Annotated in this window: 19 protein-coding genes, 1 tRNA gene and 1 pseudogene; 1 reads left to right on the top strand and 20 read right to left on the bottom strand. The window is 71.5% G+C overall.

Annotated features, from left to right (window positions below; genetic code table 11):
- Nucleotides 1-12 precede the first annotated feature (12 nt).
- The gene (locus C0R66_RS07675) at nt 13-1260 is read right to left on the bottom strand and encodes a branched-chain amino acid ABC transporter permease (protein ID WP_199286851.1); all 1248 of its coding nucleotides are present in this window, start codon (nt 1258-1260) and stop codon (nt 13-15) included.
- A gap of 233 nt (nt 1261-1493) precedes the next feature.
- Nucleotides 1494-2102, bottom strand: a complete 609-nt coding sequence (locus tag C0R66_RS07670; protein WP_275888067.1) for an ANTAR domain-containing response regulator — start codon at nt 2100-2102, stop codon at nt 1494-1496.
- A gap of 70 nt (nt 2103-2172) precedes the next feature.
- Here C0R66_RS07670 and C0R66_RS07665 point away from each other — a divergent pair.
- Nucleotides 2173-2246 (top strand) — tRNA-Leu (locus C0R66_RS07665).
- 5 nt (nt 2247-2251) lie between these two features.
- On the opposite strand, the gene pyk is transcribed toward C0R66_RS07665, so the two are convergent.
- From pyk to priA, 18 genes and pseudogenes are all read right to left on the bottom strand, one after another.
- Nucleotides 2252-3706 (bottom strand): pyruvate kinase, encoded by a 1455-nt coding sequence (pyk, locus tag C0R66_RS07660; protein WP_101524200.1) that lies wholly within the window; start codon nt 3704-3706, stop codon nt 2252-2254.
- Nucleotides 3707-3799: 93 nt separating this feature from the next.
- Nucleotides 3800-5260 carry a glutamate synthase subunit beta gene (locus C0R66_RS07655; protein WP_101524199.1) on the bottom strand — a complete coding sequence of 487 codons (1461 nt, stop codon included), beginning with the start codon at nt 5258-5260 and terminating at the stop codon, nt 3800-3802.
- Nucleotides 5253-9780: pseudogene (gltB, locus tag C0R66_RS07650) on the bottom strand (glutamate synthase large subunit). Before gltB ends, C0R66_RS07655 begins: the two are co-directional and overlap by 8 nt.
- Nucleotides 9781-9929: 149 nt before the next feature.
- Nucleotides 9930-10625, bottom strand: coding sequence for a prolipoprotein diacylglyceryl transferase (gene lgt / locus C0R66_RS07645; protein WP_241901627.1), 696 nt, complete (start codon nt 10623-10625; stop codon nt 9930-9932).
- Between the two features lie 228 nt (nt 10626-10853).
- Nucleotides 10854-11504, bottom strand: a complete 651-nt coding sequence (locus tag C0R66_RS07640; protein WP_101524198.1) for an SCO family protein — start codon at nt 11502-11504, stop codon at nt 10854-10856.
- Nucleotides 11501-12295, bottom strand: coding sequence for a tryptophan synthase subunit alpha (gene trpA, locus C0R66_RS07635; RefSeq protein WP_101524197.1), 795 nt, complete (start codon nt 12293-12295; stop codon nt 11501-11503). The genes C0R66_RS07640 and trpA overlap by 4 nt, the downstream gene beginning before the upstream one ends.
- Entirely contained in the window at nt 12292-13521 is a 1230-nt protein-coding gene (gene trpB, locus C0R66_RS07630; RefSeq protein WP_101524196.1) for a tryptophan synthase subunit beta, read from the bottom strand. The genes trpA and trpB overlap by 4 nt, the downstream gene beginning before the upstream one ends.
- Nucleotides 13518-14300, bottom strand: a complete 783-nt coding sequence (trpC, locus tag C0R66_RS07625; protein WP_101524195.1) for an indole-3-glycerol phosphate synthase TrpC — start codon at nt 14298-14300, stop codon at nt 13518-13520. Before trpC ends, trpB begins: the two co-directional genes overlap by 4 nt.
- Before the next feature lie 88 nt (nt 14301-14388).
- Nucleotides 14389-14604 (bottom strand): HGxxPAAW family protein, encoded by a 216-nt coding sequence (locus C0R66_RS07620; RefSeq protein WP_101524194.1) that lies wholly within the window; start codon nt 14602-14604, stop codon nt 14389-14391.
- 45 nt (nt 14605-14649) lie between these two features.
- Complete coding sequence (locus C0R66_RS07615) at nt 14650-15090, bottom strand: Trp biosynthesis-associated membrane protein (RefSeq protein WP_241901626.1); 441 nt, start codon at nt 15088-15090, stop codon at nt 14650-14652.
- Nucleotides 15060-15278 (bottom strand): hypothetical protein, encoded by a 219-nt coding sequence (locus tag C0R66_RS19400; RefSeq protein ID WP_241901625.1) that lies wholly within the window; start codon nt 15276-15278, stop codon nt 15060-15062. The genes C0R66_RS07615 and C0R66_RS19400 overlap by 31 nt, the downstream gene beginning before the upstream one ends.
- Nucleotides 15271-15627 (bottom strand): phosphoribosyl-AMP cyclohydrolase, encoded by a 357-nt coding sequence (gene hisI / locus C0R66_RS07610; RefSeq protein ID WP_101524192.1) that lies wholly within the window; start codon nt 15625-15627, stop codon nt 15271-15273. Before hisI ends, C0R66_RS19400 begins: the two co-directional genes overlap by 8 nt.
- Before the next feature lie 55 nt (nt 15628-15682).
- Nucleotides 15683-16318: an ATP-binding cassette domain-containing protein gene (locus C0R66_RS19395; RefSeq protein ID WP_241901624.1), complete on the bottom strand. Its 636-nt coding sequence runs from the start codon at nt 16316-16318 to the stop codon at nt 15683-15685.
- Complete coding sequence (locus C0R66_RS07605) at nt 16273-17490, bottom strand: ABC transporter transmembrane domain-containing protein (protein ID WP_241901623.1); 1218 nt, start codon at nt 17488-17490, stop codon at nt 16273-16275. Before C0R66_RS07605 ends, C0R66_RS19395 begins: the two co-directional genes overlap by 46 nt.
- Nucleotides 17487-18251 (bottom strand): ABC transporter ATP-binding protein, encoded by a 765-nt coding sequence (locus tag C0R66_RS19390; RefSeq protein WP_241901622.1) that lies wholly within the window; start codon nt 18249-18251, stop codon nt 17487-17489. The genes C0R66_RS07605 and C0R66_RS19390 overlap by 4 nt, the downstream gene beginning before the upstream one ends.
- Nucleotides 18206-19321, bottom strand: a complete 1116-nt coding sequence (locus C0R66_RS19385) for an ABC transporter transmembrane domain-containing protein (RefSeq protein WP_241901621.1) — start codon at nt 19319-19321, stop codon at nt 18206-18208. The genes C0R66_RS19390 and C0R66_RS19385 overlap by 46 nt, the downstream gene beginning before the upstream one ends.
- A gap of 188 nt (nt 19322-19509) precedes the next feature.
- Nucleotides 19510-20271, bottom strand: a complete 762-nt coding sequence (hisF, locus tag C0R66_RS07595) for an imidazole glycerol phosphate synthase subunit HisF (RefSeq protein WP_101524191.1) — start codon at nt 20269-20271, stop codon at nt 19510-19512.
- Nucleotides 20268-21011 carry a bifunctional 1-(5-phosphoribosyl)-5-((5-phosphoribosylamino)methylideneamino)imidazole-4-carboxamide isomerase/phosphoribosylanthranilate isomerase PriA gene (priA, locus tag C0R66_RS07590; protein ID WP_101524190.1) on the bottom strand — a complete coding sequence of 248 codons (744 nt, stop codon included), beginning with the start codon at nt 21009-21011 and terminating at the stop codon, nt 20268-20270. Before priA ends, hisF begins: the two co-directional genes overlap by 4 nt.
- Nucleotides 21012-21081: the final 70 nt, after the last annotated feature.

The raw sequence follows: 21081 nt of genomic DNA, 5'->3' as shown, positions 1-21081 counted from the left end.
TCGTTCCCCTTCCTAGCCGACTCGCTCCGCCTTGCCGAGCAGACCCTGGGGCCGCACCAGCAAGAGCAGGATGAGGATGAGCATCGCGGTGGCGTACTTGAAGTCCCCGGGCATGCCGAAGACCGGGGCCAGCTCCACGACCAGCCCGATGATCAGCGAGCCGATCAGCGCACCGAACGCGGTCCCGAGACCGCCGAGCGTGGTGGCGGCGAACAGGAGCAGCAGGATCTGCATGCCCGAGTCCCACTTGATCCCGTTGGTCACCAGCGCGTACATGATCCCGGACAGGCCGGCCAGGCCGGCCGCCACGGTCCACACCAGGCGGATCACCTTGTCGACGTCGATGCCCGAGGCAGCCGCGAGTGCCGGGTTGTCCGCCACCGCGCGGGTGGCGCGCCCGACCCGGGTGCGCAGCAGGGCGAACCCCACGCCCCCGAGCACCAGCACCGCGATACCCATCGCGACGAAGGACTGGTAGGTCATGGTGATCGGACCCAAGGTGGCCACCCCGGGGTTGTCCTGGACGATCCGGACGGTCCGGGCGCCGACGAAGTACTGGAAGCAGTACTGCATGGCCAGGGAGAGCCCGATGGTCACGATCATCAGCTGGGTGAGGCCGAGCCCCCGCCGCCGGAGCGGCTGCCAGAGCACGCGGTCCTGGAGATAGCCGGTGAGGGCGCACAGCGCCACCGTGAGGGCGCCACCGAGCCACAGGTTCATCCCCGCCACGTTGACCAGGCCGTAGGCGAGCATGCCGCCCAGGGTGACCTGCTCGGCGTGGGAGAAGCTCGCCAGCCGGGTGGTGCCGTAGATCAGGGACAGGCCCACCGAGGCCAGCGCCAGCAGCAGGCCGAGCCGGATGCCGTTGGCGGCGCTCTGGGCCAAGTACTCCCCGAAGCTGCGCTCGGAGCTGTAGCTGCTGGTGCGTACCTCGATGACCGCGGCGGCGGTCGAGCCCAACGTGGCCTGGACGGTGGCCGCACCCTTGGTGTCCAGGTCGTCGGGCAGGGTGTCGGTGACGATCGCGACCTCGTACTGGCCCTCTTCGGAGATCGAGAGGTTCCACTTGCCCGACTCGCTGGTGGTCACCGTCTCCTCGACCCCCGTGGGGCCGGTGAGGGTCAGGTCGACGTCGGCGATCGGCCCCTCCTCGGTGCGCAGGGTGCCCGCGATGCATCCGGTGGTCTCGCTCGGCATGCACAGCGTGTCCACCGCCTGTGCCGGCGCGGCCAGCAGGAAGGAGAGGGCTCCGAGGATCACCAGGAGAAGCGCCGAGGCGCCCACTGGTGACCCGCGTCCCCCTCGCCACTCGCGTGGTTGCTGGCGCAGCTTCACTCGATCCCTCCCATCGACACGCCCGGACGGACGCACACGGAAGTGTAGGTGTGTGTTGCCTCATATGGGGAGGACCTGCTCGCCGCCGTGCCGAGGTGATGCGAAACAGTGACCTTTGCCGCCGGCCTCGGCACTGGTGCCCGGTGCCCCTGCGGCGACTACTCGCTCTGCGCGATGCCCGGGCCGTGCGTCAGCACGCCGTCGGCCACCTGCCGCATCGAGAGCCGCAGGTCCATCGCCGTCTTCTGGATCCACCGGAACGCCTCCGGCTCGCTGATCCCCAGCTCCGCCTGCAGCACGCCCTTGGCCCGGTCCATGGCCTTGCGCGTGGCCAGCCGCTCGTTGAGGTCGCCCACCTCCGCCTCCAGGCCGCGGAGCTCGCCGAACCGGCTCATCGCCATCTCCACGGCCGGCACCAGGTCGGACCTGCCGAACGGCTTGACCAGGTAGGCCATCGCGCCGGCGTCACGGGCTCGTTCCACGAGCTCACGCTGGCTGAAGGCGGTGAGGATGACGACCGCGCAGATGCGCTGGGCCGCGATGCGCTCCGCGGCTGCGATGCCGTCCAGCACCGGCATCCGGACGTCGAGGATGACCAGGTCCGGGCGCAGCTCCTCCGCGAGCTCGACCGCCCGCTCCCCGTCGCCGGCCTGGCCGACCACGTCGTACCCCTCCTCGGCCAGCATCTCGGCGAGATCCATCCGGATCAGCGCCTCGTCCTCGGCGATGACGACGGTGGGCCTGGACGTCGGGGCAGGTGCGGTCACGCACGCAGGCTAGCGCCCTGCCCCTCCGTGCTACGACCCCGCGGCGCTCCGGTACGGTGTCGCACGCCGGGCCCCGGTATCCCAACCGGTAGAGGAAGCGGTCTCAAACACCGTCCAGTGTGGGTTCGAATCCCACCCGGGGCACCCGATCAGCGAGGGCCGAGGCGCCGGTACGCCGGTGCGACGCCGTTGATCGCGTCCCCGATGCGGTGGATGCGCAGGGCGTTGGTGGATCCGGGGATCCCGGGAGGGCTGCCGCCGACGATGACCACCCGCTCCCCCTCGGTGACACGCCCGATGGCCAGCAGCGCCTCGTCGACCTGGCGCACCATCTCGTCGGTGTGCTCCACGTCCTCGGTCTTGAACGTCTCCACGCCCCACGTCATGGCCAGCTGGGAGCGGGTGGCCGCCAGCGGCGTGAAGGCCAGCACGGGGATCTCGCAGCGGTACCGGGCCAGCCGACGTGCGGAGTCGCCGCTCTGGGTGAAGGCGACGAGGTAGCGCGCCCCGATCCGCTCCGCGACCTCCGCGGCCGCCTTGGTGATGACTCCCCCGCGACTGCGCGGCTGCCAGGTCACCGCAGCCATCCGGGCCAGGCCGTGGTCCTCGGTGTTCTCGATGATGCGTGCCATGGTCTGCACAGTCAGCACGGGGTGCCGGCCCACGCTGGTCTCCCCCGACAGCATGACCGCGTCGGCCCCGTCCAGGACGGCGTTCGCCACGTCGGAGGCCTCGGCGCGGGTCGGCGACGGCGAGTCGACCATCGACTCCAGCATCTGGGTGGCCACGATCACCGGCTTGGCGTGCCGGCGGGCGAGGTCGATGAGGTTCTTCTGGTGCAGCGGGACCTGCTCCAGGGGACACTCCACGCCCAGGTCGCCGCGGGCCACCATCAGGCCGTCGAAGGCGTCGATGATCGCCTCCATGTTGGCGATCGCCTGCGGCTTCTCGATCTTGGCGATGACCGGGACGCGCACGCCCTCCTCGGCCATCACCTGACGGACGTCCTCGACGTCCGCGGCGTGGCGGACGAAGCTCAGGGCGACGAAGTCGACGCACTGCCGCAGCGCCCACCGCAGGTCGTCCTTGTCCTTCTCCGACAGCGCCGGCACCGAGACCGCGACGCCGGGCAGGTTGATGCCCTTGTGGTCCGAGACCCGTCCGCCCACGACCACCCGGGTGTGCACGTCGCGTCCCTCGACCCCGGTGACGAACAGACGCACCTTGCCGTCGTCGATCAGGATCGGGTCGCCCGGCGAGACGTCGCCCGGGAGCCCGGAGTACGTCGTGCCGCACTCGACGGCGTCGCCCGGCACGTCGCGGGTGGTGATGGTCCAGCGCTGGCCGGTCTCGAGCACCACCGGGCCGTCGGCGAAGGTCCCCAGCCGGATCTTGGGGCCCTGGAGGTCGGCGAAGATGCCGACTCCGTGACCGGAGGCGTCGCTGGCCTCCCGCACCATCCGGTACATCCGCTCGTGGTCCTCGTACGAGCCGTGGCTCATGTTGAGCCGCGCCACGTCCATGCCCGCGTCGACCAGCTCACGGATCTTCTCGGGGGTGGCTACTGCGGGACCCAGGGTGCACACGATCTTTGCTCTACGCACGGGACGAGCCTACCTCTTGAACGATCCAACCGGACCGGGAACGACGACGGGCTCCCTGCGGCGAACCGCCAGGGAGCCCGTCATGGGGGTTGATCAGACGCTCAGCGGACGTGCCGTGGGCGGGATCGGCACCGGCAGCGCGGTGGACCCGGTGAGGTAGGCGTCCACGCCCGCCGCGGCTGCCCGGCCCTCCGCGATCGCCCAGACGATCAGCGACTGGCCGCGACCGGCGTCGCCGGCCACGAACACCTTCTCCACCGAGGCGGCGTACCGCTCGTCGCGCACCACGTTGCCCCGCTCGTCCAGGGCGACGCCGAGCTGGTCGAGGAGTCCCTCGCGCTGCGGACCGGTGAAGCCCATCGCGAGCAGCACCAGGTCCGCGGGAAGGTCCCGCTCGGTGCCGGCGACCGGCTGGAACTTGGCGTCCACCTCGACGAGCCGCAGGGCCCGCACGCGGCCCTCCTCGTCACCGAGGAACTCCGTCGTCGAGACCGCGAACATCCGGTCCCCGCCCTCCTCGTGGGCCGAGGAGATCCGGAAGGTCATCGGGTACGACGGCCAGGGCTGGTTGGCCGGCCGGGTCTCGGGCGGCTGCGGCAGGATCTCCAGCTGGGTGATGCTGGCCGCGCCCTGCCGGATGGAGGTCCCCAGGCAGTCCGCACCCGTGTCGCCGCCGCCGATGATCACGACGTGCTTGCCGTCGGCACGGATCTGGTCGGGCACCTCCTCCCCCAGCGCGGTCCGGTTGGCCTGGGGCAGGAACTCCATGGCCTGGTGGATCCCGGCGAGCTCGCGACCGGGCACGGGCAGGTCCCGGGCCACGGTGGACCCGGTGGCCAGCACGACGGCGTCGTAACGCTCCAGCAGCCGCTGGCCGCTGAGGTTGTCCCGGCCCACGTCGACGCCGGCGCGGAAGATCGTGCCCTCGCGCCGCATCTGGTCCAGCCGACGGTCCAGGTGCTTCTTCTCCATCTTGAACTCGGGGATGCCGTAGCGCAGCAGCCCACCGAGCTTGTCGGCGCGCTCGTAGACGGCCACGGTGTGACCGGCCCGGGTGAGCTGCTGGGCGGCGGCCAGCCCGGCCGGGCCGGAGCCGATCACGGCCACCGTGCGACCCGAGAGCCACTCCGGCGGCTGGGGCCGGACGTAGCCGGAGTCCCAGGCGCGGTCGATGATCGAGACCTCGACGTTCTTGATGGTCACCGGGTCCTGGTTGATCCCCAGCACGCAGGCGGTCTCGCACGGAGCCGGGCACAGGCGACCGGTGAACTCCGGGAAGTTGTTGGTCGCGTGCAGCCGGTCCATCGCGCCGTCCCAGTCGTCGCGCCAGACCAGGTCGTTCCACTCCGGGATGTAGTTGCCCAGCGGGCAGCCCTGGTGGCAGAACGGGATGCCGCAGTCCATGCAGCGTCCGGCCTGGGTGCCGATGATGGGAAGGAGGGCGCGCCCGATGCCGTCGGGATAGACCTCGTTCCAGTCCTTGACTCGCTCCTCCACGATCCGCCGGGTGGCCACCTGGCGTCCGTGCTTGAGAAAGCCCTTGGGGTCAGCCATGTAGCACCTCCATGATTCGTGCGGCGGCCTCTTCCTCGCTGAGACCCTCCTCGAGTGCCTCGGCACGGGCCTCCATGACCCGCTTGTAGTCGCTGGGCATCACCTCGGTGAAGCGCCCCAGCGACGTGGGCCAGTCGGCCAGCAGCGCCTCGGCGACGTCCGAACCCGTCTCCTCCAGGTGCTCGCGGACCAGCGCCTCCAGCTCGTCGGCAGCCGCGCCGGTCACCGGTGCGAGCTCCACGAGCTCGCCGTTGACCCGTCCCGGGTCCAGGTCGAGCACGAAGGCGTAGCCCCCGGACATGCCGGCCGCGAAGTTGCGGCCCGTGGAGCCCAGGACCACCACCCGGCCGCCGGTCATGTACTCGCAGCCGTGGTCCCCGACGCCCTCGACCACCGCGGTGGCACCCGAGTTGCGCACGCAGAACCGCTCGCCGGCCTGGCCTCGCAGGAAGATCGCGCCCGACGTGGCGCCGTAGCCGATGGTGTTGCCGGCGATGATCTGGGCCGACGCCTCGAACGTGGCAGCTCGGTCCGGTCGCACCACGATGCGCCCACCCGAGAGGCCCTTGCCGACGTAGTCGTTGGCGTCGCCCTCGAGCCGCATGGTGATCCCGCGAGGCACGAACGCCCCGAACGACTGCCCGGCGGAACCGGTGAAGGTCAGGTCGATCGTGCCCTCGGGCAGCCCTTCCCCGCGGTAGCGCTTGGTCACCTCGTGGCCGAGCATGGTGCCGACCGTCCGGTTCACGTTGCGGACCGCGATCTGGGCGCGCACCGGCTCGCGGTTCTCGAGCGCGGGTCGTGCGATCTCGATGAGCTCGTTGTCCAGGGCCCGGTCCAGCCCGTGGTCCTGGGACTTCGTGCGGCGCAGGTCCTGGCCGGCGAACTGCTTGCCGGTCTGAACCTGGTGCAGGATCGGGGTCAGGTCCAGGCCAGAGGCCTTCCAGTGGTCCACGGCGTCGACGATGTCGAGCGCCTCCACGTGGCCCACCGCCTCGTCGATCGTGCGGAAGCCGAGCTCGGCGAGCAGCTCGCGCACCTCCTCGGCGATGTACTCGAAGAACGTGACCACGAACTCCGGCTTGCCCGAGAAGCGCTCGCGCAGCACGGGGTTCTGGGTGGCGACGCCCACCGGGCAGGTGTCGAGGTGGCAGACCCGCATCATGATGCAGCCGGAGACCACCAGCGGCGCGGTGGCGAACCCGAACTCCTCCGCCCCCAGCAGCGCGGCGATCACCACGTCCCGACCCGTCTTGAGCTGACCGTCGGCCTGCACCACGATCCGGTCGCGCAGTCCGTTGAGCAGCAGCGTCTGCTGAGTCTCGGCCAGGCCGAGCTCCCAGGGCCCACCGGCGTGCTTGAGCGAGGTGAGCGGCGAGGCACCGGTGCCCCCGTCGTGACCGGAGACCAGGACCACGTCCGCGTGCGCCTTGGAGACGCCCGCGGCGACCGTGCCCACGCCCACCTCGGAGACGAGCTTGACGTGCACCCGTGCCGAGGGGTTCGCGTTCTTGAGGTCGTGGATCAGCTGCGCCAGGTCCTCGATGGAGTAGATGTCGTGGTGCGGCGGCGGCGAGATCAGGCCCACGCCCGGCGTGGAGTGCCGGGTCTTGGCCACCCACGGGTAGACCTTGTGACCAGGCAGCTGGCCGCCCTCACCCGGCTTGGCCCCCTGGGCCATCTTGATCTGGATGTCGTCGGCTCCGGTGAGGTACTCCGAGGTGACGCCGAAGCGCCCCGAGGCGACCTGCTTGATCGAGCTGCGACGCTCCGGGTCGTAGAGACGCTCCGCGTCCTCCCCGCCCTCGCCGGTGTTCGACTTGCCGCCGAGCCGGTTCATCGCGATCGCCAGCGTCTCGTGCGCTTCCTGGCTGATCGAGCCGTAGGACATCGCTCCGGTGGAGAAGCGCTTGACGATCTCGGAGACCGGCTCGACCTCCTCGATCGGCACCGGCTGGCGGTCGGACTTGAAGGCGAACAGCCCGCGCAGGGTCATCAGGCGGCGCGACTGGTCGTCGACCGCGCTGGTGTACTGCTTGAACACGTCGTACCGCCCGGTGCGGGTGGCGTGCTGGAGCCGGAAGACCGTCTCGGGGTTGAACAGGTGCGGCTCCCCGTCGCGCCGCCACTGGTACTCGCCACCCGAGTCGAGCTCGCGGTGCGCGGGCAGGATGCCCCGCGCGGGTACGCCGTGGCGTGGCGGCGTGCCACCTCCTCGGCGATGGTGTCGATGTCGATGCCACCGAGCTTGGACGTGGTGCCGGTGAAGTACTTGTCCACCACCGACTGCGAGAGCCCCACGGCCTCGAAGATCTGGGCGCCGGTGTAGGAGGCGACCGTGGAGACGCCCATCTTGGACATCACCTTCAGGACGCCCTTGCCGAGCGCCTTGACCAGGTTCTTGACCGCCTGCTCCGGCTCGATCTTGACGTAGTGCCCCTGGCGCGCGAGGTCCTCGACCGTCTCCATCGCCAGGTACGGGTTGACCGCGGCCGCCCCGTAGCCCATCAGCAGGGCCACGTGGTGCACCTCGCGGACGTCGGCGGCCTCGATCACCAGGCCGACCTGGGTCCGGGTCTTCTCCCGGACCAGGTGGTGGTGCACCGCGCCGGTGACCAGCAGCGACGGGATCGGCGCCAGCTCTGCGGTGGAGTGGCGGTCCGAGAGCACGATGATGCGCGCACCCTGCGAGATCGCCTCGGAGACCTCGGCGCAGATCTCGTCGATGCGGCGGGCCATGGCGGCGCCGCCACCGTCGACCTCGTAGAGGCCGCGGGAGACGTGGGTGATGAAGCCCGGCATGTCGCCGTCACGGTTGATGTGCCGCAGCTTGGCCAGGTCGTCGTTGGAGATCACCGGGAAGGGCACGACCACCTGGCGGCACGAGGCCGGCGTCGGGTCGAGCAGGTTGGACTCCGGCCCGATGGTGCCGTACAGCGAGGTGACGAGCTCCTCGCGGATGGCGTCCAGCGGGGGTTGGTGACCTGGGCGAACAGCTGGGCGAAGTAGTCGAAGAGCAGCCGAGGCTTCTCCGACAGCGCTGCGATGGGCGTGTCGGTGCCCATCGACCCGATGGGCTCCATGCCCGCGTTGGCCATCGGGGTGAGGAGGATGCGCAGCTCCTCCTCGGTGTAGCCGAAGACCTGCTGGCGCCGCGTCACCGACGCGTGGGTGTGCACGATGTGCTCGCGCTCGGGGATGTCGTCGAGGCTGATCAGGCCGGCGTGCAGCCACTCGTCGTACGGGTGGTCGGCGGCCAGCTCGGCCTTGACCTCCTCGTCCTCGATGATGCGGTGCTCGTCGGTGTCCACCAGGAACATCCGGCCCGGCTTGAGCCGGCCCTTGCGGACCACCGTCGCGGGGTCGAGGTCGAGCACGCCGACCTCGGAGGCCAGCACCACCAGACCGTCGTCGGTGACCCAGTAGCGCGAGGGTCGCAGCCCGTTGCGGTCCAGCACGGCACCGATCTGGCTGCCGTCGGTGAAGACCACGCAGGCGGGGCCGTCCCACGGCTCCATCATGGCGGAGTGGAAGGCGTAGAAGGCCCGGCGCTTGGCGTCCATCTCGGCGTGGTTCTCCCACGCCTCGGGGATCATCATCAGCACCGAGTGGGGCAGCGAGCGGCCACCCATGTGCAGCAGTTCCAGGACCTCGTCGAACGAGGCGGAGTCCGAGGCACCGGGCGTGCAGATCGGGAAGAGCCGGTCGAGGTCGCCGGGGATCAGGTCCGAGGACAGCAGCGCCTCCCGGGCCCGCATCCAGTTCCGGTTGCCCATCACGGTGTTGATCTCGCCGTTGTGGGCGATGAACCGGAACGGGTGGGCCAACGGCCAGCTCGGGAACGTGTTGGTGGAGAAGCGCGAGTGCACCACGGCCAGCGCCGAGGCCACCCGCTCGTCGAGCAGGTCGGGGAAGAAGGCGTCGAGCTGACCCGTGGTGAGCATGCCCTTGTAGGCCAGGGTGCGCGAGGACAGCGAGGGGAAGTAGACCCCCGTCTCGTGCTCGGCACGCTTGCGCAGGCAGAAGGCCAGCCGCTCCAGCGCCATCCCGGACAGGCGTGGCCCGGAGGCGGCGACGAACAGCTGGACGAAGGTCGGCATGACGCTCAGGGCCGTGGCACCCAGGACGGAGTCGTCGGTGGGGACGTCGCGCCAGCCGAGGACGGTCAGGCCCTCCTCGGCGGCGATCTCCTCGATCCGGCCACGGGCCTTGCTCACCTCGCCGGCGTCGCCGGGGATGAAGGCCGTGCCCACGGCGTAGGAGTGCTGGGTGGGCAGGTCGAAGTCGACGACCGCGCGCAGGAACGCGTCGGGCACCTGCATCAGGATGCCCGCGCCGTCCCCGGAGTTGGGCTCGGCACCCGCGGCACCGCGGTGGTCCAGGTTGCGGAGCGCGGTCAGCGCCTTGGCAACGATGTCGTGGCTGGCAACGCCGGTCAGGGTCGCGACGAAGGCCACACCACAAGCATCGTGCTCGTGGCGGGGATCGTAGAGCCCTTGGGGCGGCGGGAATGCGTGCATGAGGCATTCTCCCGTCGTCGTCGGGTGCGCCGGTGGTACTCCGGGGAGGGCCGGCGGACTGGCAAGCATGGGGGGTCTGCTCGGGACGACGTTGGCCCAGGCGTGAGATCTGAGGTTATCACCCGGGCCAGGGTGTTCCCGACGTGAGGCTAGGCCTCGGACGAGGCGGGCTCGGGCTCCCGCGGACGGCGGTAGACCTCCGTCTCACGGCCCGGGTGGCGGCGTGCGGAGATGACGAAGTAGACGGCCGCCAGCACGAAGAGCACCAGCGAGGTCCAGGTGTTGAGCCGAAGCCCCGCCACGTCGTCGAGCTGCACGTCGTCGATGCGCAGGGTCTCGATCCACCCGCGACCGGCCGTGTACGCCATCACGTACAGGGCCGCCACCCGGCCGTGTCCGAGGTTGAAGCGCCGGTCGAGCCAGATGACCACCGCGAAGGCGGCCAGCGCCCAGAGGCTCTCGTAGAGGAAGGTCGGGTGGAACAGCACGTCCTGGCCGACGTACTGCGAGGGGCGGTGCGCGTCGTCGATCTCCAGGCCCCACGGAAGGTCGGTGGGTCGTCCGTAGAGCTCCTGGTTGAACCAGTTGCCCCACCGCCCGATCGCTTGGGCGACCAGGACCCCGGGAGCCACCGCGTCCAGGACCGGGAGCAGCCGGATGCCCTTGAGCCGGGCCCCGATCGCCACCCCGACCGCACCGAGGGCGACGGCACCCCACACGCCCAGTCCCCCGCGCCACACGTACAGCGCGTTGATGGGGTTGCGCCCCTCGCCGAAGTAGAGCTGGTAGTCGGTGGCGACGTGGTAGAGGCGCCCGCCGACGAGGCCGAAGGGCACGCCCCACACGGCCAGGTCCTGGATCTCCCCGAAGGTCCCCCGCGCGCCACCCAGCGGCGCTCGCCGATCCAGACGGCCACGACGATGCCGAGGATGATGGCCAGCGCGTAGCCGCGGATCGGCACCGGGCCGAGGTGCCACACGCCCTGGCCCGGGCTGGGGATGCTCAGGGCGATCACAGACAGGGACATGGTTCTCCAGTCACGGTGCGGTCAGGGCGGCGCCCAGGGCCCCGGGTCATCCGGCCAGCAGCCTCTCGATGTCCTCGGCGAGCTCGGCGGCTGAGACGTCGCTGCTCCAGACCGTGGTCGCACGGTCCTGGTCGTCCAGGCCGATGACCGGATCGCTGTGCGCCACCTCGTAGCCGCCGCCGGGCAGCTTGCGACCGTCCTCGATGAGGACGGCCAAGGAGCGGGCGGTCTTGACGATGGTGTCCAGCTCGCCGGTGACGCCGGTGAACTCGGGGTCGAAGCCGGCGAGGTAGTCGCGCAGGACCGCGACGTCGTCCCGGGCAGGGTCGGTGGTCACGAAGACCATGTCGACCCGCTCCCGGTCCGCGTCGTCGAGCCGGTTGAGCGCCGAGGCGATGGTCGACATCACGATGCCGCAGATGTCGGGGCAGTGCGTGTAGCCGAAGAAGACCAGGGTCAGGTCGTTGTCCGCCTCGGTCAGCGAGTAGGCGGAGCCGTCCTTGCCGCCCTGGGTGGAGACCAGCGGCGCCTTCGGCACGACGTAGGGGGTGGTCAGGGCGGAGCCGTGCAGCCCGTCGTCGTCGATCTCGCCGTCCGGCGGTGCGGCCTGTCCGCCGCCGCCACCGCCACAACCGGCCAGCAGCAGGACGAGTCCGGCGGCCAGGGCGGTGCCGAGCCGCGAGCGCAGCCCGGTCATCGGCGTACTCCCTCCGCCAGGTCCTGGGTCAGCGCCTCCAGGGCCCGCAGGCCCGCCCTGCGGTCGCCGGCGTGGTCGAGCAGGGTCCGCACGAACGCCGACCCCACGATGACGCCGTCGGCGAAGGCGGCGATCTCGGCCGCCTGGTCGCCGTTGCTGACGCCCAGCCCCACCCCCACCGGAAGGTCGGTGGTGGCCTTGGTCCGGGCGACCAGCGGGCCGGCCAGGTCGCTGGTGGTGCTGCGCGCCCCGGTCACGCCCATCACCGCGGTGGCGTAGACGAACCCCCGGCAGTTGCGGGTGGTCATCGCGATCCGCTCCGGAGTCGAGCTGGGTGCCACCAGGAACACCTTGTCCAGGTCGTGCTGGTCCGCGGCGGCGATCCACTCGGCGCCGCTGTCCGGGGTCAGGTCGGGGGTGATCAGTCCGGCACCACCCGCGGAAGCCAGGTCGGCGGCGAAGCGAGCGACGCCGTAGCGCTCGACCGGGTTCCAGTAGGTCATCACCACGGTAGGGACACCGGTAGCGGCCACGGCCTCCACGGTGCGCAGCACGTCCGTGGTCCGGATGCCGGCCTCGAGGGCCTGCTGGGCCGCCGCCTGGATCGTGGGTCCGTCCATCACCGGGTCGCTGTAGGGCAGTCCGACCTCGATCACGTCGCAGCCGGCCGCCACCATGGCCCGCATCGCGTCGACCGAGCCCGGCAGGTCGGGGAACCCGGCGGGAAGGTAGCCGACCAGGGCCGCCCGGCCCTCGCCCCGGGCCTTGTCGAAGGCGGGACCGACGCTCATCGTGCCTCCCCCGCGGGCCCGCCCAGGCCGAAGTGCTCGATGGCGGTGCCCATGTCCTTGTCGCCGCGTCCGGACAGGTTGACGATGATCGTGGCCTCCGGGCCCTTGGTCTGCGCCAGCTCGGCGGCCACCCGCAGCGCCCCCGAGAGCGCGTGCGCGCTCTCGATCGCCGGGATGATCCCCTCGGTGCGGCTGAGCAGCGCCATCGCCTCCATCGCCTCGGCGTCTGTCACCGGCAGGTACGTCGCGCGGCCGGTACGAGCCAGGTGGGCGTGCTGGGGGCCCACCCCGGGGTAGTCCAGACCGGCGGAGATGGAGTGCGACTCCTTGGTCTGCCCGTCCTCGTCCTGCAGCACGAAGGTCCGGGCACCGTGCAGCACCCCGCTCTGACCGGCGTGGATGGTGGCCGCGTGGCGACCTGTCTCGATCCCGTCGCCGCCCGGCTCGAAGCCGTAGATGGCCACCGACTCGTCGTGCAGGAACGCGGTGAACATGCCGATCGCGTTGGACCCGCCGCCCACGCAGGCCGCCACCGCGTCGGGCAGCCGGCCGTACTGCTCCAGGCACTGGGCCCGGGACTCGTCGCCGATGCCCCGGCAGAAGTCCCGCACCATGCTGGGGAACGGGTGCGGCCCGGCCGCGGTGCCGAAGAGGTACGCGGTGTGGTCGACGCTGGCGACCCAGTCGCGCAGGGCCTCGTTGATGGCGTCCTTCAGCGTGGCGCTGCCCGACTCCACGGGGATCACCGTGGCTCCCAGCAGCTGCATCCGCGCCACGTTGAGCGCCTGCCGACGGGTGTCCACCGCGCCCATGTAGACGGTGCAGTCGAGGCCGAAGTAGGCGGCGGCGGTCGCGCTGGCCACGCCGTGCTGACCGGCCCCGGTCTCGGCGATGACCCGGGTCTTGCCCATCCGTCTGGTCAGCAGCGCCTGGCCCAGCACGTTGCGGATCTTGTGGGCGCCGGTGTGGTTGAGGTCCTCGCGCTTGAGCAGGATGCGCGCTCCGACCTGCGCCGAGAGCCGCTCGGCGTGGTAGAGCAGGCTCGGGGTCCCGGCGTAGTCGAGCAGGATCGCCTCGAACTCGGCCACGAAGGCCGGGTCGGCCATGGCCTCCCGCCAGGCGACGTCGAGCTCGTCGAGGGCCGCCACCAGGGCCTCGGGCATGAACCGGCCACCGAAGTCTCCGAAGAAACCTCGCTCGTCGGCGTCGTAGACGTCCTGGCTCATCCGAGCACTCCTGTCATGTTGCGGACCGCGGTCTCGGGGTCTCCCCCGGTGACCAGGGCCTCGCCCACCAGCATCACCGACGCACCCTGGGCGACGAAGCCGGCGACGTCGGCGGGGGTGTTGATGCCCGACTCCGCCACCTTGACCCGGTCGTCGGGGATGAGCGGCGCGAGGCGGCCGAAGGTGGTCTGGTCGACCGCGAGGGTCTTGAGGTTGCGGGCGTTGACGCCGATCAGCTCGGCTCCGAGATCGACCGCTCGTTCGGTCTCTGGCTCGTCGTGGACCTCCACCAGCACGGTGAGGCCCAGCTCGCGGGCGGTCTCGTGCAGCGCCCGGAGGCGGTCCTGGTCCAGCGCCGCGACGATGAGCAGCGCCAGGTCCGCCCCGGCAGCCCGCGCCTCGACCAGCTGGTACTCGGCGACGATGAAGTCCTTGCGCAGCAGCGGCACGTCCACCGCCGCCCGGACGGCGACCAGGTCGGCCAGGGAGCCGCCGAAGCGTCGTTCCTCGGTGAGCACCGAGATGGCGGCCGCACCGCCACGGGCATAGGCAGCAGCCAGGTCGGCGGGGTCCGGGATCTCGGCCAGGTCCCCCTTGCTGGGGCTGCGCCGCTTCACCTCGGCGATCACGCTCGAGCCGGCACCACGGAAGTGCGGCACGGGGTCGCGGGGCGGGTCCACGTCAGCCAGGGCGGCACGGACCTCGGCCAGGGGTCGGGCGGCCTCACGCCGGGCCAGGTCGATCCGGACACCGGCGACGATGTCGTCGAGGACGGACACGCTGCGACCTCTTGCTCTCGGTGGGAAGGACGTGGGCAAGCCTCTCACCACGGCGGTGAGGACCCGCCCGGGGCCAGGCTCGCAGGTGTCAGTGACCCGAGTCGTGGCTGCTGGTGTGGTGCAGCCCCATGCGGGACATCACCAGGAACACGGGCAGGGCGGCGACGCCGAGCGCGATCCCGATCCAGAACATCACCATGCTGACGGGGCTGAGCATCAGGGCGATGCCCCCGACCAGGAAGCCCACCATCGCCACTCCCACCGCGGTCCATGCAGCAGGGGTGTTGCCGTGGTTGTCAGCCATGTGTTGCGCTCCAAGTCAGCCGTGCCATCAGTTGCGAGCCACAGTCTAGGGGGCGCCGTCCCGAGTCGGGTCCCGGCCCTCGTCCAGGGCCTTCCACAACGCAGCGGGATCGGTCTCGCCCTCGGCGCCCTCACCCCGGCCACCGTCTTCGGCACGGCCAGGGGCCGACGCGGGGCCCCCGCCGGTCGGGGCGTCGTACCGGCTGCCCATCGCAGGCCACCGACCGGCCCGCAGGCCGGCGACCACCGCGGCCGCCACGCAGCCGAGGGCGGCGACGGCGGCGACCCAGAACCAGGAGGTCCAAGCGGTGTTCCACTCTCCCCCGGCGCCCCCCTCCTCCAGGGTCTGCAGCACCGCCTCGCGCAGCGTCACCAGACCCGTGATCCAGGTCGCCACCAGGCCCAGCGCCGCGACGAGTCCGAGCCAGGCCACCACGCGCCGCATCAGGCCGCGGCTCACCAGCACCACACCCCAGCAGGCCAGCACGACCAGACCCAGGGCCCCGCGAGCGGCATCTGACCCAGGCCGGGGAACCCGTCGAGCACCAGTGCGGCTCCGGGCGTCTCGGGGTCGGCCGACTCGACCGACATCCAGGCGCGGCTGCCCGAGACGGCCGCCAGGACTCCGGCGCCCACGCCGAGCAGCACGGTAGGACCGAAGCTGCGCTCAGCCACGCGGCTCGGCCTCCCAGACCAGGTCGGCGTCGAAGCAGGTGCGGTCGCCGGTGTGGCACGCCGCGCCCTCCTGGTCGACCTTGACGAGGAGGGTGTCCTTGTCGCAGTCCAGGCGGATCTCGCGGACCCACTGCCGATGACCCGACGTCTCCCCCTTGACCCAGTACTCCCGCCGGCTTCGCGACCAGTAGGTGGCCCTGCCGGTGGCCATCGTCCGGGCCAGGGACTCCTCGTCCATCCAGCCGAGCATCAGCACCTCGAGGGTGTCGAACTGCTGGACCACGGCCGGGACGAGCCCTTCGGCGGTCCGCTTGAGCCGGGCTGCGACGGCGGGATCTAGTTCACTCACCCTGCCAGTATCGCCGGTGGACGATGCCAGGGCGAGGGCGGGAGCAGGACCGCGATCATCGGCCCTGCTGCGCGGTCCAGGACGCGTAGAGCCCGGCGTAGACCGAGTCCGCCTGGCGGGCCAGCTCGGCGTGCGGCCCGCGCTGCACGACCCGACCCGCGTCCACCACCACGACCTCGTCCGCCTGCTCGGCGGTGGAGAGCCGGTGGGCGATGGTGACCGAGGTCCGGCCCGACATCAGGCGCTCCAGGGCTCGTCCGATCCTCATCTCCAGCTGGGGGTCGACCGCGCTCGTCGCCTCGTCCAGCACCAGCAGGTCGGGGTCGGCGAGGTGGGCGCGCAGCAGCGCCACCAGCTGGCGCTCGCCGGCGGACAGCGCCTCCCCGCGCTGTCCCACCTGGGTCGAGAGCCCTGCCGGAAGTCCCGCGAGCCAGTCCGCCAGTCCGAGCTCCTCGGCCGAGGCCAGGATCTCCTCCGTCGTCGCCTCCAGGCGCCCGTACCTGACGTTCGCGGCGATGGTGTCGTTGAACAGGAACCCCTCCTGCGGCACCAGCACCACGCTGCGGCGCAGGTGCTCCTGGGAGACCTCGCGCGCGTCGACGCCGTCCAGGAGCACTGCCCCGCTCGTCGGGTCCATCAGTCGGGTCAGCAGCTTGGCGAAGGTGGACTTGCCCGATCCGGTCTCCCCCACGATGGCGATCCTGGTCCCCGCCGCGATGTCCAACGAGACCGACCGGAGCACCGGAGGCCCCCGGGATAGGCGAACGTGACGTCGTCGAAACGCACGTCGATCGGGCCGCGAGGCAGCACCTGGCCCCCGGCGCCGGGGTCGACCAGGTCGGCCGGGGTCTCGACGATCCCGATCACCCGGCGCCAGCTGGCGATGGCGTTCTGGGCGTCGGTGAGGATCTGGGTGCCCATCTGGACCGGGCCCACGAAGAGAGTGACGAGGAAGGCGAAGGCGAGCACCCGGCCGGCGGTCATGTCACCGGTGAAGCCGAGCAGCACCCCGATGATGAGCACCCCCGCGTTGGCCAGACCCGCGGAGATCCCTCCCAACGAGAACGACACGACCGTGAACTTCTGGGCTCGCACGCTGGCGGCCTGGAAGTCGTCGATCGCGTGGTCGATCCGGCCCTGGGTGCGCTCCTCGATGCCGTAGGAGCGGACCACCGCGGCGCCGACCACGGGCTCGGAGATGGCCGAGAGCAGGGTGCCGACATGGCGCCGGACGATGCCGTAGGCCTCGGAGAGCTTGCGCTGGAAGTAGCGGATGGAGATCAGCAGCGGAGCGAAGCAGACCCACACCACGATGGCCAGCTGCCAGCTGTAGAACGCCATGATCACGGTGGCCACCAGGATCTGTCCCACGCTGACCACCAGCAGGATCCCGCCGAACACCAGGAACTGGCTCACCTGGTCGACGTCTGAGGTCACCCGCGAGACGAGCGAACCGCGACGCTCGGTGTTCTGGGTCAGCAGCGGCAGGTCGTGGACGTGCCGGAACGCCTTGATCCGCAGGGTGGCCAGGCCCCGCTCCGCGGCACCGAAGAGCCGACTGGTCATCAGGTACGAGGCGACGGAGGAGATCACCAGGGCCAGGGCGCAGGCCAGCCCGGTCCAGACCACGAACCCGACGTCGGTGCCGTCGGGGCCGTTGAGCCCGCGGTCCAGCGTCTGCTGGACCGCCACGGGCACGATCACCTGCCCCAGCGAGGCGACCACGGCGAAGAACACGGTCAGGCCGAGGCCCTCCTTGAGCTCCGGCGAGATCGCGAACCCGCGACGGAGCGTGTCCATGGCCCCGATCTCGTCGCTGCCGTCCATCCGGGTCGTGGCAGCAGGGTCCTGGACGGTGCTCATGCGCGTTCTCCTGCGGTCTGGCCGAGCACCTGGGCGGGCCCGGCCTCCGACTCCTCGTGTGCGGCCTGCTCGTAGGCGTTGACCAGCCTGGCGTAGGCGGGTCTGCGGGCCAGCAGCTCGGCGTGGCTGCCCCGGTCGGCCACCTTCCCGTCGGCGAGGTAGACCACCTCGTCGGCCAGGGAGATGGTCGCCTTGCGGTAGGCCACCACCACCAGCGTGGTGTCGCCGGAGCCCTCGCGCAGCGAGCTGAGGATCCTGGCCTCCACCTCGGGGTCCACCGCCGACGTGGCGTCGTCGAGGATCAGCAGCCGAGGTCGCCGCGCCAGGGCCCGCGCCAGGGAGAGCCGCTGCCGCTGCCCGCCGGACAGCGACGTGCCCCGCTCGCCGAGCTGGGTGTCGAGTCCCTGGGGCAGTGCGGCGACGAAGCCGTCGGCCTGGGCGGTCCGCAGCGCCGCCCACACCTGCTCGTCATCGATCTGGGCGCCGAGGGTGACGTTGCCGCGGACGGTGTCGTCGAAGAGGAAGGCCGTCTGCGGGACGAGGGCGACCGCCCGCGAGCCTCCCCCGCGGCGCAGGTCCCGCAGGTCGACCCCGTCCAGCAGGATCCGCCCGTGGTCGGGGTCGACCAGGCGGGTCATCAGGCTCGTGAGGGTGCTCTTGCCGGACGCTGTCGCGCCGACCAGGGCGATGGTCTGTCCCGGGTCCACCGCGAAGCTCACCTCGCGCAGCAACGGGGTCGCCGGGTCGTAGGAGTAGCCCACGGACTCCAGCTCCAGGCGTGCCCCGACCGTCGAGGGGGCAGCGACGCCTCGCCGTACGCGACGGCGCCGGTGGCGCTCAGCACCGACTGGATGCGCCGGAACCCCACGACGCTGCGCGGGAACTCGCCGAGCAGCCACCCGATGGCCCGGATCGGGAAGGACACGATGGTGAGCAGGTAGGCGACGGTGACGACGTCGCCGGCACTGGCCGCGCCGGAGGTGACCCGTGCGACGCCGACCGCGAGCACCACGAGCACGCCGAGGTTGGGCAGGGAGGCCAGGGTGGGGTCGAAGACGGCCCGGATCCGGCCGGCTCGGATCGTCACGTCGCGCAGCTCGTGGGCCTTCACGCTGAAGCGGGCGGTCTCCTCGGGCTCCCGGCCCAGGGTCTTGACCACCATCGCGCCGTCGAAGGACTCGTGGGCGATCTCGCTGACCTCCGCACGCAGGCCCTGGGCCCGGGTCATCAACGGCGAGGACAGGCGCTGGTAGGCCAGGTTGGCGACCACCACGGCCGGGAAGACGAGCAGGCCCACGGCGGCCAGCACCACGTCCGCGACGAGCATCTGCACCACCGCGATCACCATCATCACCACGGTCCCCAGCGCCATCGGCAGCGGCGCGATGGGGCCCCAGGCGGCCTCGACGTCGGAGTAGGCGTTGGAGAGCAGCTGACCCGTCGGGTGGCGCTGGTGCCACTCCATGGGCAGCGCGAGGTACTGACGCGTCACGGCGCGCCGGGTGTGCGACTGCATCCGGTACTGCATGAGGCCCGCCCCGAGGCGCCGAGCCACGATGCCCACCGCTCGGAGCACGGCGACGCCGAGGAACAGCCCCAGCACGGCCCAGAGCAGCCCGGCTGCGATCTCGCCGTCGTCGAAGGCGGGGATGACGACGTTCTCGGTGGCCCACCCCAGTACCCAGGCATCCGCCACGGTGAGGACCGCGAAGAGCACGCTGCCCAGGGTGGAGAGGACGAAGATGACCGGCTCCCGCCGGATCGCGACCCCGAGCACGGCGAAGCCCTCTCGGGTGGTCGAGCTCCGCAACGTGCCCCGCTCGTCCACCACGCGTGTGCCCCTTAGTCCCGTCTTGGAAGTGCCTGTGCCGGCGCTCTGTGCCCAGAGCCAGTGTCCATCGACGCCGGGCGCCGGACGACGCCGGGACCGTCGGAGGCGATCGCCAGTGGCGAACCGCACCGGCGCCCGGCCTATTCCCTGACGGGTCCGGAGCAGGCGGCGAGGAGGAGGCTCGGGCCTCAGCGCACGGGGTGGCCGGCGGCGGCCAGCGACTGCTTCACGTCGCCGATCCGCAGGGTGCCGAAGTGGAACACGGTGGCCGCGAGCACGGCGTCCGCGCCCGCCTCCACGGCCGGAGGGAAGTGCTCGGCACGCCCGGCACCGCCCGAGGCGATCACCGGGATGGTGACCTCCCGGCGTACGGCGCGGATCAGGTCGGTGTCGAAGCCGTCCTGGGTCCCGTCGGCGTCCATCGCGTTCAGCAGGATCTCCCCGGCTCCGAGCTCGGCGGCGCGGGCGGCCCAGGCCACGGCGTCCAGACCCGCGGAGCGCCGGCCCCCGTGCGTGGTCACCTCGAAGCCCGAGTCGGTGCCCGGTGCCCGGCGGGCGTCGACCGACAGCACCAGCACCTGGCTGCCGAACCGGTCCGCTACTTCCGCGATCAGTTCGGGACGCTGGATGGCGGCGGTGTTGGTGGCGACCTTGTCCGCCCCGGCTCGCAGCAGCCGGTCGACGTCGGCGACCGAGGACACCCCGCCACCGACGGTGAGCGGGATGAAGACCTGCTCGGCGGTCCGGGAGACGATCTCCATCGTCGTGGCCCGCCCCTCGTGCGAGGCCGAGATGTCGAGGAAGGTCAGCTCGTCCGCACCCTCGGCGTCATAGATCCGGGCCAGCTCCACGGGGTCGCCGGCGTCGCGCAGGTCGGAGAAGTTGATGCCCTTGACCACGCGCCCCGCGTCCACGTCCAGGCACGGGATGACCCGTACCGCGAGGCTCACGACGCGCCGCCGGCGGGCAGGGTCAGGGCGAGGGCCTCCTCGAGGGTGAACCGCCCCTCGTAGAGCGCGGTGCCGATGATGGCCCCCTCGACGCCGATGCCGACCAGCTTCTGCAGTGCTGCCAGGTCGGCCAGCTCGGTGATGCCACCGGAGGCGACGACCGGACGGTCGGTCGCGGCGCAGACCGACTCCAGGAGGTCGAGGTTCGGCCCCTGGAGCATGCCGTCCTTGTTGACGTCGGTGACCACGTAGCGGGCGCAGCCCTCGGAGTCCAGTCGGCTCAGCACCTCGAACAGGTCTCCCCCGTCGCGGGTCCAGCCCCGCGCGGCCAGCGTCCGGCCGCGGACGTCGAGGCCCACGGCGACGCGGTCGCCGTACGTCGCGATGGCGCGCGCGCACCACTCCGGCTGCTCCAGGGCGGCGGTGCCGATGTTGACCCGCCGACAGCCGGTCGCCATCGCGGCCGCCAGCGACTCGTCGTCGCGGATGCCGCCGCTCATCTCGACCTTGATGTCGAGGGTGTCCACGATCCTGGCCTGCAGCTCCCGGTTGTGTCCCCGGCCGAACGCGGCGTCCAGGTCGACCAGGTGGAGCCACTCCGCCCCCGCCTCCTGCCAGCGCAGGGCGGCCTCGACCGGGTCTCCGAACCGCTTCTCCGACCCAGCGACGCCCTGGACCAGCTGGACGGCCTGGCCCCCGGCGATGTCGACGGCGGGCAGGAGCTCGAGGTACTGGGACATGGCGGGGACTCTCCTGGGGGTGCTGGGGTTCGGGATGGCGGGGTTCGGCGCGGTCGCATCGTGCGCGCCC

Source organism: Nocardioides houyundeii (assembly GCF_002865585.1).
Lineage (GTDB): Bacteria > Actinomycetota > Actinomycetes > Propionibacteriales > Nocardioidaceae > Nocardioides > Nocardioides houyundeii.
This window is presented reverse-complemented; position numbering and strand designations above follow the sequence as displayed.